This window comes from Pseudomonas multiresinivorans (assembly GCF_012971725.1).
In the GTDB taxonomy this organism is placed as follows: Bacteria; Pseudomonadota; Gammaproteobacteria; order Pseudomonadales; family Pseudomonadaceae; genus Pseudomonas; species Pseudomonas multiresinivorans.
Genome location: NZ_CP048833.1, coordinates 4,654,460 through 4,667,814 on the forward strand (window position 1 = coordinate 4,654,460; position 13,355 = coordinate 4,667,814).

The following is a 13,355-nucleotide window of genomic DNA, read 5'->3' on the forward strand; positions in this document are numbered from 1 at the left end:
GCTCTGTATTTCAAAGCTCTAGTCTGCCGCCGGTGCCGCTTCCCAGCCCGGCGATCGTTCGTTCACTCGCCGACGCTGATCTTCAGCCCGGCGGCGATGGCAAAGGGCGTCAGCGTCAATGCTAACGCCGTCAGGCTGGCCAGCCACAACAGGTGCCCGGCGGTGGGCAGCCCCTGCAGCGACGCCTGAAGCGCTCCGCTGCCCAGGATCAGCACCGGAATGTAGAGCGGCAGGATCAGCAAGGCCAGCAGCAGGCCGCCACGCTTGAGCCCGACGGTGAGTGCGGCGCCCACGGCGCCCAGCAGGCTCAGCACCGGCGTACCCAGCAGCAGCGACAGCAGCAGGTCCGGCAGGCAGCGCGCCGGCAGGCCCAGCATCAGGGCGAACAGCGGCGAAAGCAGCACCAGGGCCAGCCCTGAAACCAGCCAGTGTGCCAGTACTTTGGCCAGGACCAGTAGTGGCAGGGGGTGCGGCGAAAGGACCCACTGCTCCAGGGAACCATCCTCGAAATCGCTGCGGAACAGGCCGTCCAGCGACAGCAGTACCGCCAGCAATGCCGCGACCCAGACGAGGCCGGGCGAGAGGTTCTTGAGCATTTCCGATTCGGGGCCGACCGCCAGCGGGAACAGCGCAATGACGATGGCGAAGAACACCAAAGGATTGGCCAGCTCCGCCGGACGGCGGAACAGCAGGCGCGCTTCGCGGGCGAGCAACAGGGTGAAGACGTTGCTCATCGCGCCGCCTCCCGTGCGTGCTGGCCCAGGTCGAGGGCGCGATAGCCTGAAGGCATACGCTCCAGGGTGTGGTGGGTGGTCAGCACCACCAGGCCTCCGCGCTCGCAATGGCCGGCGAGGTGCTCTTCGAGCTGCGCCACGCCCTGCTTGTCCAGGGCGGTGAAGGGTTCGTCGAGGATCCACAGCGGCGGCGCCTCGAGGTACAGGCGCGCCAGGGCCACGCGGCGCTGCTGGCCGGCGGACAGGGTATGGCAGGGAACGTCCTCGAAACCGCGCAGGCCGACAGCTTCCAGCGCTTGCCAGATGGCATCGCGGTTGGCCGGCTGGTGCAGCGCGCAAAGCCAGGCGAGATTCTCTTCGGCGGTGAGCAGGCCCTTGATGCCGGCGGCGTGGCCGATCCACAACAGCAGCCGGGCCAGTTCGTGGCGCTGCTCGGTAAGCGGCTTGCCGTTGAGCAGCACATCACCGGCGGTGGGCTGCATCAATCCGCTGAGCAGGCGCAGCAGGCTGGTCTTGCCGCTGCCGTTGGGGCCGGCGATCTGTAGCATCTCGCCCGCGCCCAGTCGCAAATCGAGACGCTCGAACAGCATGCGCCAGTCCCGCTCGCAGGCGAGCGCCACGGTTTCGAGGAGGGGATGGTTCAAGGGCATCGGCAACCGTCGGGCAGAAAACAGTCAGTGGTGCAAAAAAGCGGCCATACCGTCCGGACCGCCAAGCGCAGCCTCGGGCGGCGCATTATACACAGCCGTTCCTACGCCCGACGTCAGGTTTTTCGACAGGGTGTAACGTCAAATCAGCGCACCCTGCCAGCCTCAAGCGCCCTGCCCCGCGGCCGCCGGACGGTCTAAAGTCCCTGCAATCGCCGCCGATACACTGGGCGCAATCCCGTCACGCCGCCTACAGGTTCCCGATGCCGAGCGAAATTGGCGCTTCCCGTCCGCTACCGCCTACGCCGTCGCTGCGCAGCACGCAGAACGCCGCCGAGCTGACGCTCAAGCTCGCGCAAAGCCTGGGCGACCTGCTGCCGCCGGGGGACAAGGCCCATGCGGAAGTGCTGGCGGTACGCGACGGGCAGGTGAATTTCCAGTTGCTGCTGCGCCTGACCATGGCCAGCGGCCAGCAGGCCCTGGTGGTAGCGGAAAGCTCCCAGGCGCTGCCCAAGGGCAGCACTCTTCAGTTGTCGACACTGAACCAGACCAGCCTCGCCGCCACCCTGCTGACCCAGCCAAGCCTGGGCTCGCTGGGCCTGGGCGGCGCCAGCCAGACGCCGCTGGGCAGCCTCGACCTCGACGTATTGCCGGTCGGCACGCTGATCCAGGGCAAGGTCGATGCCAGCCAGTTGGTCGCCCTCGGCAAGGCCGAACAGGTGGTTTACAAAGTCCTGGTGACGCTGCTCAACACTCCGCTGGCCGGGCGCCAGCTGAGCATCGAATCGCCCAACCCGCTACCGCTCAACAGCCTGCTCAGCGCCCGCGTGCAGGACCAGCAGGCCTTGCAGTTCCTGCCGATGAATGCGCGCCTGGAGCAGCTCGACCTGAGCCTGCAGCTCAGCGCCCAGCAGAGCCGCCAGGGCCCGCTGGACGGACTGCTCAAGGCGCTGCAGGGCGCTGGCAGCAACCCGGACGTGAGCCCCGAACTGCGTCAGTCGGTGGACAAGTTGCTCGGCGCACTGCCGGACATTCGCCAGCTCAGTGACGCCAAAGGCGTGGCCCAGGCCTTCCAGCAGAGCGGCGCGTTCCTCGAAGGGCAGATGCTGCGCGGTGTCGAAAGCCTTCCCCTGGACCTCAAGGCCAACCTGCTGCGGCTGATCGCCCAGCTGCTGCCTGCCGTACAGGGCGGCACGGCAGCGGCCGTGCTGAACAATCTGCCGGGCAACGCCATGGCCGGAGCCAGCAATCTGGCGCAGGCCATGCCGGCCTTTGTGCGCAACGCCCTGGGTGTCATCGGCCAGACCAGCGGGCGCACGCCGTCAGCGATCAGCTTTCCGCTCCCCAGCCGGTTGGCCAGAGAACTGGAACAGGAAGGTGATCTCGAATCGCTGCTCAAACTCGCCGCGGCCGCGGTTTCGCGTCTGCAGACACACCAGTTGGGCAGCCTGGCGCAAAGCGACGTTCTCCCCGACGGCACCGTGGTGAATACCTGGCAGCTGGAAATCCCCCTGCGCCACCAACAGCAGATGGTGCCGATTCAGGTGCGTATCCAGCAGGAAGAAAAGGACAGCCCGGCCGGCGAGCGCGAGCAGCAGACCCGCGACATGCTCTGGCGCGTCGACCTGGCATTCGACCTGGACAGCCTCGGCCCGCTGCAGGTCCAGGCCACCCTGGCCCACGGCAGCATCGGCACCCAGCTGTGGGCCGAGCGCAGCACCACCGCCAGCCTTATCGATGGCGAACTGGGCACCCTGCGCCAACGCCTGAGCGACGCCGGCCTGACCGTGGGCGAGCTGAGCTGCCGCCAGGGCAAGCCGCCGCAGGGTGCGCGGACGGCAGTGGAACAGCGCTGGGTGGATGAGACCGCATGAAGAAGGCCAGGAAAGCCCCACGCCAGGTCATCGCGCTCAACTATGACGGGCAGAGCGCGCCGACCCTCACCGCCAAGGGTGACGACGAACTGGCGGAAACCATCCTCGCCATCGCCCGCCACCACGAAGTGCCGATCTACGAGAATGGCGAACTGGTGCGCCTGTTGGCGCGCCTGGAGTTGGGCGACGCGATTCCCGAGGCGCTCTACCGCACCATCGCCGAAATCATCGCCTTCGCCTGGTATCTCAAGGGCAAGAGCCCGCTGAACGACAAGCCAGGGGCGCCGCCGGACGCGATGCCCCTGTTGCTGGAAGGGCCGGACTCCCGGCGTCAGTGACCCGCCTCAGCTGCGACACTCGCAGCCGAGCTGGGCCGGCGGAAGATCGCCTGCCGGGGCGAAGTCGCAGAACTCGCGCACCGATTGACGGATCGGCTGCCGGTCCTCGCTGTGATAGAGCACCATGCCGCTGGTTACTTCGCGCAACTGCGCCAGCGACAACGGCTTGTCCAGCACGTCCAGCAGCGGCACGCGGTTGGCCCAGGCCCATTGCATCAGCCCGCGCTTTTCCTCGGCACTGTAGTGCCCGACCAGCAGGAACTGGCGGAAGGTATTGCTCTGGCTCAACGCCTTGAGGCTCAGCAGCTCGCTGGGGCCCGGGCGGAAGTCGTCATGGATGAACAGGCTGTAGCGTTGCCGGTTGGCGAGCGCCTTGCGTACTTCGTCCAGGTTCAGGCACAGGCTCAGGTGATAGAACTCCAGACGATTGAGCAGCACGCTGTAGTTCAGCAGCCTACCGGGATGCGAGCACAGCACCATGGCACGTCGGGAAATGGTCGCCATATCGATGGCCTCGGAAGAAATTTTGACGAGGCCAATTTAGCGACGATTTGCCGCCTTTCTTATCAGACGAGTCCTAATCGCACGTAGTGAAACTCCTACAAATCAGGAATCCCGACAAACGGCTGAGATCGCGGAAAAATCAGTGCGAACGAGGGTCGGCGCGCCTCAGTCGCGCGCCTTGCCCTGATGCAGGCGGGCGACCAGCTCGGCCTCGGCCTGGGACAGGCCACAGCTCTGGGTCAGGTCTTCGGGGCTGGCGCCCATGCCGACCAGGCGCGCAGCCTGACTGAAGGACAGACTGGTGGGATCGCGCTGCTCGATGCGCACCAGGCGTTCGGGCAGCGGCGCGACCTGTTTGGTCAGCTCGCGCAGCTCTTCGCCCATGCGGATATTGATCTGCTGGTAAGACTCGATGCGCTTGCCCTGCTCTTTCAGGCGCTGCTCGAACACCGCCAGCTGCTTGGCCAGTTCGGTGGCCTGCGCCTCCTGGGCGCGCTGCCGGCCGGACAGCCAGACACAGGCCAGCGCCAGGCCGGCGCAGACGATACCGAGTACCACCAGGGCGATCAGCACCTCAGATGCTCTCCAGCTCCGACCACTCTTCCTCGGTCATCATCTTGTCCAGCTCGACCAGGATCAGCAGCTCGCCGTTCTTGTTGCAGACGCCCTGGATGAACTTGGCCGATTCCTCGTTACCGACGTTCGGCGCAGTCTCGATCTCGGACTGGCGCAGGTAGACGACCTCGGCGACGCTGTCGACCAGGATGCCCACGACCTGCTTGTCCGCCTCGATGATGACGATGCGAGTGTTGTCCGAGACCGGCGCCGGGTCCAGGCCGAAGCGCTGGCGGGTGTCGATCACGGTGACCACGTTGCCGCGCAGGTTGATGATGCCCAGCACGTAGCTCGGGGCACCGGGGACCGGCGCGATTTCGGTGTAGCGCAGCACTTCCTGGACCTGCATCACGTTGATGCCGTAGGTCTCGTTGTCCAGGCGGAAGGTGACCCACTGCAGAATCGGATCTTCGGCACCTTGCGCTGACGTTTTCTTCATATCCCCTCGCCTCTTCTGGTACCGCGCCGCCTGCGGCGCGGTGGTTGTCTTTCAATAAGGTAGCGCCAGCCTCAGGGCTTCAGGCGCTTCGCCGCGCCACTGGCAATCAGCTCGGCCAGCGCCGAGACATCCAGCAGCGCGCACATCTGGTCGATCACCGTGCCAGCCAGCCACGGGCGCTGCTGGCGCTGGCTGCGCCACTTCACCTCGGACGGGTCCAGGCGCACCGAGCGGCTGACCTGGTGCACGGCCAGCCCCCACTCGTAGCCCTGCACGGAAATCACGTATTGCAGCCCCTCGCGGTAGTCGTCGCGGTAGCGCTCGGGCATCACCCAGCGCGCGGTATCGAGCACCTTGAGGTTGCCGTTCTGCCCCGGCAGGATGCCGAGGAACCAGTCCGGCTGGCCGAACAGCGGGGTCAGGTCGTGCCCCGCCAGCGGGTAGATTGAGCCCAGGCAGACCAGCGGCACCGCCAGGGTCAGGCCGGCGACGTCGAACAGCAGGCACTCGAAGGGCTCGGCAGCCCATACCGGACGACCATCGTCGAGCAGCTTCAGCGGCGCGGCGGGCATCTCGGCGCTGCCGGGCTGGTGCAGGTCGATGATCTGGCCGATCTGCGCAGGCGGCTCGTCGGCAATCGGCGCCTCGATGACCGGGGCGACCGGTTCGGGCAACAGGGCCTCGATGACCTTGGGTTCGGCAAATGGCACGCGGGCGACACCGCTCAGGCGCGCATCACGAACCTGCTCTTCAAGCACGGCCGCTTCGAATTCGTCGAGGCTGACGCTGGTTTCCGGCGCCTGCATCACCGCTGCCTGAGGCTCGGCGGTGAGTGGCGCGACCGGCTCGCTGACCACCAGTGCCACCGCGGCGATCGGAACCGGCACAACGGGTGCGGCAACGGGCTGCGCCAGCGGTTCCGCGGCGAAGTCTTCGAAAGTGGCCTCCTGCAGCAGCGCGTCCAGGTAGGACTGCAGCGCGAGCTGGGGGCGAGTGGCGGTAGCGGAACGACTCATGATGGATAACCGCGCAAGATGACTGTCCAGCCTATCGGCAGCGGATGCGCAGGACTTGAACGCATCCGTCGGATTCTTCTGTGGGTGCCGGCCATGCTCAGGCTACCTGGCTCGCCGGCACATGGGCCAGCAGATGCTTGAGCAACGCACGGTAGGCGATCACGCCGCGGCTGTTGCCGTCGTTGCGCGACGGCACCATGCCCAGGCGGCTGGCGTCGCGCAGCTTGGTGTCCACCGGAATGAAGGCTTGCCACAGCGTGTCCGGGTAGGTATCGCGCAATACCCGCAGGGTGCCCAGGGAAGCCTGGGTACGGCGGTCGAACAGGGTCGGCACGATGGTGAACGGCAGCGCCTGCTTGCGCGAGCGGTTGACCATCTTCAGGGTATTGACCATGCGCTCCAGGCCCTTGAGAGCGAGGAACTCGGTCTGCACCGGGATCACCAGGTGCTGGCTGGCCGCCATGGCATTGACCATCAGCACACCCAGCAGCGGCGGGCTGTCGATGATCGCGTAGTCGAATTCGTTCCACAGCTGCGCCAGGCTCTTGGCGATCACCAGGCCCAGGCCGTTCTGCCCCGGCGACTGGCGCTCCAGGGTGGCCAGCGCGGTGCTCGATGGCAGCAGGCGGATGTTCTCGTGGCTGGTGGGCAGCAGCAGCGACTCTGGCAGTCCCTCAGGCACGTTGCCCTGGTGCAGGAACAGGTCGAACACGCTGTGTTCCAGGCTGTCCGGGTCGTGGCCGAAATAGCTGGTCATCGAGCCGTGGGGGTCCAGGTCGACGATCAGCACGCGCTTGCCGGCATCCGCCAGCAGGCCCGCCAAGGCTATGGAGGAAGTGGTCTTGCCGACGCCACCTTTCTGGTTGGCTACCGCCCAGACTTTCATAGTGCGCGCTCCCCGGTGACACAGCATCGGCTCAGGATCGTAGTCATGGTTCTCATTGCCCTGTGGCCGATGACGAAGAATTGACGGCGCCACTGGCGGGCGCCTCACTGGCAAGCACTGGTGCAGGTTGCGTGCCAGCATGCCGCAATGCCGGATCCGGCTGCGCCTTGCCGCTACCGACACCGCTGATGCTGCGGCGCACCTCCAGGTTGCGGGAGATCACCAGCACCACCCGGCGGTTGCGTGCGCGACCATCCGCCGTGGCATTGTCCGCCACTGGCTGGAATTCGCCATAGCCCACCGCTGCCAGCCGACCGGCGTCGAGGCCGTCCTGGGCAAGCATGCGCACGATGCTGGCGGCGCGGGCCGCGGACAGTTCCCAGTTGGTCGGGTACTGCGAATTATGGATCGGCACGTTGTCGGTGAAGCCTTCGACGTGCACCGGGTTGCGGTACGGCGCCAGAATCCTGGCGACCTTCTCGATGATGGCGAAGGCGGCGTCATTGGGAATCGCGTCGCCGCTGGGGAACAGCAGGCTGGAATTGAGGGTGATCTCGATCCAGAACTCGTTGCCGCGCACCGACAGCTGTTCGCTGGAGATCAGGTCGCCGAACGCCTGGCGCACGCTGTCGCTGATCTGCTGCAGGGTATCGGGGCTGCCCTGGGCCTGCCCTTCGTCCTGCGGCTCGGTGATCGACTGGTCCGGCTGCTGGGTGCGCGGGCGCTCCTCGCCGACGGGAATCGGGCGAATCGACCGGTCCGGCTGGTTGAACACGCCGGTCAGGGTTTCCGAGAGGATCTTGTACTTGCCCTCGTTGATCGAGGAGATCGAGTACATCACCACGAAGAAGGCGAACAGCAGGGTGATGAAGTCCGCGTAGGACACCAGCCAGCGTTCGTGATTCTCGTGTTCCTCATGGCGTCTGCGGCGAGGCATGCGCATCCCCTCCCCCTCAGCCGACGAAGCCTTGCAGCTTCAGCTCGATGGAGCGCGGGTTCTCGCCTTCGGCGATGGACAGCAGGCCCTCCATCAACATTTCGCGGTAACACGACTGGCGCAGCACGATGCTCTTGAGCTTGTTGCCGATGGGCAGCAGCAGGAGGTTGGCCAGGCCGACGCCATAGATGGTGGCGACGAAGGCCACGGCAATGCCGTTGCCCAACTGGCTGGGGTCGGCGAGGTTGCCCATCACATGGATCAGGCCCATCACCGCGCCGATGATGCCGATGGTCGGCGAGTAGCCACCCATGGCTTCGAACACCTTGGCCGCCGCGAGGTCGCGGCTTTCCTGGTTGTACAGGTCGACTTCGAGGATGCTGCGGATGGCCTCGGGCTCGGTGCCGTCCACCAGCAGTTGCAGGCCCTTGCGCGCATAGGGGTCGCGCTCGGCGTCGGCGACGGTTTCCAGGCCCAGCAGGCCTTCCTTGCGCGCCGTCATGCTCCAGCCGACCACATGGTTGATACCGCCAACCAGGTCGACCTTGGGCGGCAGGACCATCCAGCGCAGCATGGTCAGCGCGCGCTTGAGCACTGCCACGGGCGTCTGCAGCAAGGCGGCGGCGAGAGTGCCGCCTACCACGATCAGCGCTGCCGGGCCGTTGGCCAGGGCACCGACGTGCCCGCCCTCGAGGAAGTTGCCACCGATGATGGCAACCAGCGCGAGGATCAGGCCGACCAGGCTGAGGACATCCATCAGCCGCAGGCCTCGGTCAGGTGACGGCCGATGTCGTCCAGGCTGTACACCGCATCGGCCAGGCCGGCCTTGGCGATCGCCATGGGCATGCCGTAGATCACGCAGCTGGCCTCATCCTGCGCCCAGACCTGGGCGCCGCCCTGCTTGAGCATGCGCGCACCTTCGCGGCCGTCGGCGCCCATGCCGGTGAGAACCACCGCCAGCACCTTGTCGCCATAGGCCTTGGACGCGGAACCGAAGGTCACGTCGACACAGGGCTTGTAGTTCAGGCGCTCGTCGCCGGGGAGAATGCGGATCGCGCCCCGTGCGTCGACCATCATCTGCTTGCCGCCGGGAGCCAGCAACGCCACGCCGGGACGCAGGATGTCGCCATCCTCGGCTTCCTTGACGGTGATCTTGCACAGCTTGTCCAGGCGCTCGGCGAAGGCCTTGGTGAAGGCCGCCGGCATGTGCTGGATCAGCACCAGCGGCGCAGGGAAGTTGGCAGGCAGCTGGGTCAGAACCCGCTGCAGCGCCACCGGCCCACCGGTCGAAGTGCCGATGGCCACCAGCCGGTAGGGCTTACGCTTTGGGGCGGCGGAAGGCGCCGGAGCCGGAGTCGCTGGCGCATGGCTGCTGCCCGAGGAAGCGGGAGCGGCATGGCGCGCGGTGCTACTGGCCGCAGGTGCGGCTGAAGTCGGCGTACTGGAATAGGAAGAGTACGCAGCAAAGCGGCGGTTGCTCTTGGCGATGGTGTGGACCTTCTCGCACAGCAACTGGCGGACCTTGTCCGGGTTGCGCGAGATGTCCTCGAAGTTCTTCGGCAGGTAATCGACGGCGCCGGCGTCGAGCGCGTCCAGAGTCACCCGCGCACCCTCGTGGGTCAGCGAGGAGAACATCAGGACCGGCGTCGGACAGCGCTGCATGATGGTCCGTACGGCGGTGATGCCATCCATCAGCGGCATCTCGTAGTCCATGGTGATCACGTCGGGCTTGAGCGCCAGCGCCTGATCGATCGCCTCGCGGCCGTTGGTCGCCGTGCCGACCACCTGGATCTGCGGATCAGCCGAAAGAATCTCCGAGACGCGGCGGCGGAAGAACCCCGAATCGTCCACCACCAGGACTTTGACAGCCATAGACACTCCTGAAAAAAACTTCTTCCATCACGGGCGCGGACCTCGCGGCCCGCGCACGGCGGTCAGATACGACGGGCGTAGCGCTTGAGCATGCTCGGCACGTCGAGGATCAGCGCGATGCGCCCGTCCCCGGTAATCGTTGCCCCGGCCATGCCCGGCGTGCCCTGCAGCATCTTGCCCAGCGGCTTGATCACCACCTCTTCCTGGCCCACCAGCTGGTCGACCACGAAGCCGATGCGCTGGGTGCCCACGGAGAGGATCACCACGTGGCCCTCGCCCGGCTCGTCATGCTGCGCGCCCGGTACCAGCCAGCGCTTGAGGTAGAACAACGGCAGGGCCTTGTCGCGGACGATCACCACTTCCTGGCCGTCCACCACGTTGGTATTGGACAGGTCGAGGTGGAAGATCTCGTTGACGTTGACCAGCGGGAAGGCGAAGGCCTGGTTGCCCAGCATCACCATCAGGGTCGGCATGATCGCCAGGGTCAGCGGGACCTTGATGACGATCTTCGAGCCCTGGCCCTTGGTCGAGTAGATGTTGATGATCCCGTTGAGCTGGGAAATCTTGGTCTTCACCACGTCCATGCCGACGCCACGGCCGGAGACGTCGGAAATCTCGGTCTTGGTCGAGAAGCCCGGGGCGAAGATCAGGTTGTAGCAGTCGGACTCGGACAGGCGATCGGCCGCGTCCTTGTCCAGCAGGCCCTTCTCCACGGCCTTGGCGCGCAGCACGTCCGGGTCCATGCCTTTGCCGTCGTCAGAGATCGACAGCAGGATGTGGTCGCCTTCCTGCTCGGCGGACAGCACAACCTTGCCCGAGCGGGACTTGCCGGCGGCTTCACGCTCGTCCGGGCCTTCGATGCCGTGGTCGACCGCGTTGCGCACCAGGTGCACCAGCGGGTCGGCCAGCGCTTCGACCAGGTTCTTGTCCAGGTCGGTTTCTTCGCCGATCAGCTCGAGGTTGATCTCTTTCTTCAAGTTGCGCGCCAGGTCGCGGACCTGCCGCGGGAAGCGGCCGAAGACTTTCTTGATCGGCTGCATGCGGGTCTTCATGACCGACGACTGCAGGTCGGCGGTGACCACGTCGAGGTTGGAGACAGCCTTGGCCATCGCCTCGTCGCCGCTGTTCAGGCCCAGGCGTACCAGGCGGTTACGCACCAGCACCAGTTCGCCGACCATGTTCATGATCTCGTCCAGGCGGGCGGTGTCCACGCGCACGGTGGTTTCCGCTTCGTTGGCCGGCTTTTCTGCGGCGGCGGCCGCGCTGGGCTTGGCCGCGGCGGGCTTGGCAGCAGCGGCCGGCGCCGGAGCGGCGGCAGGCTTGGGCGCAAGCGCTGCGGCAGCAGGCTTGGCAGCCACGACCGGCTCTTCCTTCGTACCGGTGAACTGGCCCTTGCCGTGCAACTCGTCGAGCAGCTTCTCGAATTCGTCGTCGGTGATGTTCTCGTCGCCGGCGGCCGCCGGAGCTTCCTCAGGCTTAGTCTCGGCAACAGCCTCGACGGGAGCAGGGGCTTCTTCCTTCGCGCCGGTGAACTGGCCCTTGCCGTGCAACTGGTCGAGCAGCGCTTCGAACTCGTCGTCGCTGATCTCGTCACCGCCACTGGCGGCCAGAGCTTCGGCCTGCGGAGCCGGAGCGGCCTTGGCGGGTTCCTTGGCGCCAGCGCTGAACTGGCCCTTGCCGTGCAACTGATCGAGGAGCGCTTCGAATTCGTCGTCGGAGATGTCGTCGCCGCCCGCGCCAACCGGCGCGGCAGGCGCGTCAGCGGTGGGCTCGAGGGCATCCATCAGTTGCTCGAACTCGGCGTCGGTGATGTCGCCGTAGGCCGCCGAAGCTTCTTCCGCAACAGGCTCGGCCAAGGCCGGAGCGGGAGCTTCGGCCGGGGCGGCGTTCGGGTCGGCCAGGCGCGACAGGGCAGCCAGCAGCTCGGGCGTCGCCGGAGTCGGCTCCTGCGCGTCACGCACCTGCTGGAACATGACGTTGACGGTATCCAGCGCCTGCAGCATCACGTCCATCAGCTCGGCATCCACGCGGCGTTCGCCCTTGCGCAGCATGTCGAACACGTTTTCGGCGATGTGGCAGCACTCCACCAGCGCGTTCAGCTGGAGGAAGCCGGCACCACCCTTGACGGTGTGGAACCCACGGAAGATGGCATTGAGCAGGTCCATGTCTTCCGGGCGGCTTTCCAGCTCGACCAGTTGCTCGGACAGTAGCTCGAGAATCTCGCCGGCCTCCACCAGGAAGTCCTGGAGGATTTCGTCATCGGCGTCGAAGCTCATTCGGTGCTCCCTCTACAGCGTCAGGCGACGCTTAAAAACCAAGGCTGGACAACAGGTCGTCGACATCGTCCTGACCGGACACGACGTCCTTTCTTGTATCGGCAGCAATCTGCGGACCTTCACCCTTGGACGATCTTTCTTTTTCCACCGCGTCGCGCATGCTCTCGTGGTCATGCTCGATACCGGCGTAGCGATCGACCTGCCCCGCCATCCAGACCAGCTTGACCAGGTTCGACTCGACCTCGGTCACCAGCTTGGTGACGCGCTTGATCACCTGCCCGGTAAGGTCCTGGAAGTCCTGCGCCAGCAGGATGTCGTTCAGGTGCGCGGAAAGCTTGCGGCTGTCCTGGGCGCTGATATAGAGGAACTGCTCGACACGCTTGGCCAGGTCGCGGAAGGCCTCGGGGCCCAGCTCGCGGCGCATGAAGCGCGACCAGTCTTCCTGCAGTTCCTTGGCCTGGGTCTCGATGTGCATGACCACCGGGGTGCACTCTTCCACCAGGTCCATGGTGCGATTGGCCGCTTTCTCGGTCATCGTTACCACATAGGAGAGGCGGTCGGTCGCGTCGGCGATCTGCGAAACTTCCTGGGCGCGTGGGGAGCTGGGATCGATCTGGAAGTTGACGATGGCGTTGTGCAGCTCGCGGGTGAGCTTGCCGACCTCCTGGTAGAGGCCTCGGTCGCGCGCCTGGTTGAGCTCGGAGATCAGTTGCACGGCAGTCTGAACGTCGCCGCGTTCGAGGCAGTCGACCAATTCGCGCGCATGTTTTTTCAGGGTCGACTCGAAGTCACCCGCGGATTCGTTGAAATCCATGACGCCCTCTATGCCGGCCTTAGCTGCCGACCCGCTCGAAAATCTTCTCGATCTTTTCTTTCAGCACCTGAGCGGTGAAAGGCTTGACCACATAGCCGTTGACCCCGGCCTGGGCCGCTTCGATGATCTGGTCGCGCTTGGCTTCGGCAGTGACCATCAGCACCGGCAGGTGCTTGAGGCGCTCGTCGGCGCGGACCGCACGAAGCAGGTCGATGCCGGTCATGCCGGGCATGTTCCAGTCGGTCACGAGGAAGTCGAAGTTACCGCTGTGCAGCATCGGCAGCGCAGTGGTGCCGTCGTCGGCTTCTGCGGTGTTGGTGAACCCCAGGTCTCGCAGGAGGTTCTTGATGATGCGCCTCATCGTGGAAAAGTCGTCCACGATGAGAATTTTCATGTTCTTGTC

General features: G+C 65.8%; 15 protein-coding genes. 2 read left to right on the forward strand and 13 right to left on the reverse strand.

Annotated elements, in window-relative coordinates:
- Positions 1–62 precede the first annotated feature (62 nt).
- On the reverse strand, positions 63–734 hold the full coding sequence (ccmB, locus tag G4G71_RS21135) for a heme exporter protein CcmB (protein WP_054907301.1): 672 nt from the start codon (positions 732–734) through the stop codon (positions 63–65).
- Complete coding sequence (ccmA, locus tag G4G71_RS21140) at positions 731–1,384, reverse strand: cytochrome c biogenesis heme-transporting ATPase CcmA (protein WP_169939909.1); 654 nt, start codon at positions 1,382–1,384, stop codon at positions 731–733. The genes ccmB and ccmA overlap by 4 nt, the downstream gene beginning before the upstream one ends.
- A 260-nt stretch (positions 1,385–1,644) precedes the next feature.
- On the opposite strand from ccmA, the gene fliK reads away from it, so the two are divergent.
- Positions 1,645–3,255, forward strand: coding sequence for a flagellar hook-length control protein FliK (gene fliK / locus G4G71_RS21145; protein ID WP_169939911.1), 1,611 nt, complete (start codon positions 1,645–1,647; stop codon positions 3,253–3,255).
- Positions 3,252–3,593 (forward strand): EscU/YscU/HrcU family type III secretion system export apparatus switch protein, encoded by a 342-nt coding sequence (locus tag G4G71_RS21150; RefSeq protein ID WP_169939913.1) that lies wholly within the window; start codon positions 3,252–3,254, stop codon positions 3,591–3,593. The genes fliK and G4G71_RS21150 overlap by 4 nt, the downstream gene beginning before the upstream one ends.
- A 6-nt stretch (positions 3,594–3,599) precedes the next feature.
- Here the strand turns inward: G4G71_RS21150 and G4G71_RS21155 are convergent, their stop codons facing one another.
- The 11 genes from G4G71_RS21155 to G4G71_RS21205 all read right to left on the reverse strand — a co-directional run bounded on the left by G4G71_RS21155 (position 3,600) and on the right by G4G71_RS21205 (position 13,346).
- Entirely contained in the window at positions 3,600–4,097 is a 498-nt protein-coding gene (locus tag G4G71_RS21155) for a hypothetical protein (protein WP_240964824.1), read from the reverse strand.
- 165 nt (positions 4,098–4,262) lie between these two features.
- Positions 4,263–4,670: a DUF2802 domain-containing protein gene (locus G4G71_RS21160; RefSeq protein WP_169939915.1), complete on the reverse strand. Its 408-nt coding sequence runs from the start codon at positions 4,668–4,670 to the stop codon at positions 4,263–4,265.
- A gap of 1 nt (position 4,671) precedes the next feature.
- A complete protein-coding gene (locus G4G71_RS21165) occupies positions 4,672–5,151 on the reverse strand; it encodes a chemotaxis protein CheW (protein ID WP_015476565.1) in 480 nt (159 codons plus the stop codon).
- A gap of 71 nt (positions 5,152–5,222) precedes the next feature.
- Positions 5,223–6,167, reverse strand: a complete 945-nt coding sequence (locus tag G4G71_RS21170) for a CheW domain-containing protein (protein WP_169939917.1) — start codon at positions 6,165–6,167, stop codon at positions 5,223–5,225.
- A 97-nt stretch (positions 6,168–6,264) separates the two neighbouring features.
- The gene (locus tag G4G71_RS21175) at positions 6,265–7,053 is read right to left on the reverse strand and encodes a ParA family protein (RefSeq protein WP_169939919.1); all 789 of its coding nucleotides are present in this window, start codon (positions 7,051–7,053) and stop codon (positions 6,265–6,267) included.
- Positions 7,054–7,105: 52 nt separating this feature from the next.
- On the reverse strand, positions 7,106–7,990 hold the full coding sequence (gene motD, locus G4G71_RS21180; RefSeq protein ID WP_024765934.1) for a flagellar motor protein MotD: 885 nt from the start codon (positions 7,988–7,990) through the stop codon (positions 7,106–7,108).
- Positions 7,991–8,006: 16 nt separating this feature from the next.
- Complete coding sequence (locus G4G71_RS21185; protein WP_054907293.1) at positions 8,007–8,747, reverse strand: flagellar motor protein; 741 nt, start codon at positions 8,745–8,747, stop codon at positions 8,007–8,009.
- On the reverse strand, positions 8,747–9,862 hold the full coding sequence (locus G4G71_RS21190) for a protein-glutamate methylesterase/protein-glutamine glutaminase (protein ID WP_169939921.1): 1,116 nt from the start codon (positions 9,860–9,862) through the stop codon (positions 8,747–8,749). The genes G4G71_RS21185 and G4G71_RS21190 overlap by 1 nt, the downstream gene beginning before the upstream one ends.
- A 62-nt stretch (positions 9,863–9,924) precedes the next feature.
- Complete coding sequence (locus G4G71_RS21195) at positions 9,925–12,138, reverse strand: chemotaxis protein CheA (protein ID WP_169939923.1); 2,214 nt, start codon at positions 12,136–12,138, stop codon at positions 9,925–9,927.
- 31 nt (positions 12,139–12,169) lie between these two features.
- On the reverse strand, positions 12,170–12,952 hold the full coding sequence (locus tag G4G71_RS21200) for a protein phosphatase CheZ (protein WP_169939925.1): 783 nt from the start codon (positions 12,950–12,952) through the stop codon (positions 12,170–12,172).
- Positions 12,953–12,971: 19 nt separating this feature from the next.
- On the reverse strand, positions 12,972–13,346 hold the full coding sequence (locus G4G71_RS21205; protein WP_085988857.1) for a chemotaxis response regulator CheY: 375 nt from the start codon (positions 13,344–13,346) through the stop codon (positions 12,972–12,974).
- Between the last annotated feature and the right edge of the window lie 9 nt (positions 13,347–13,355).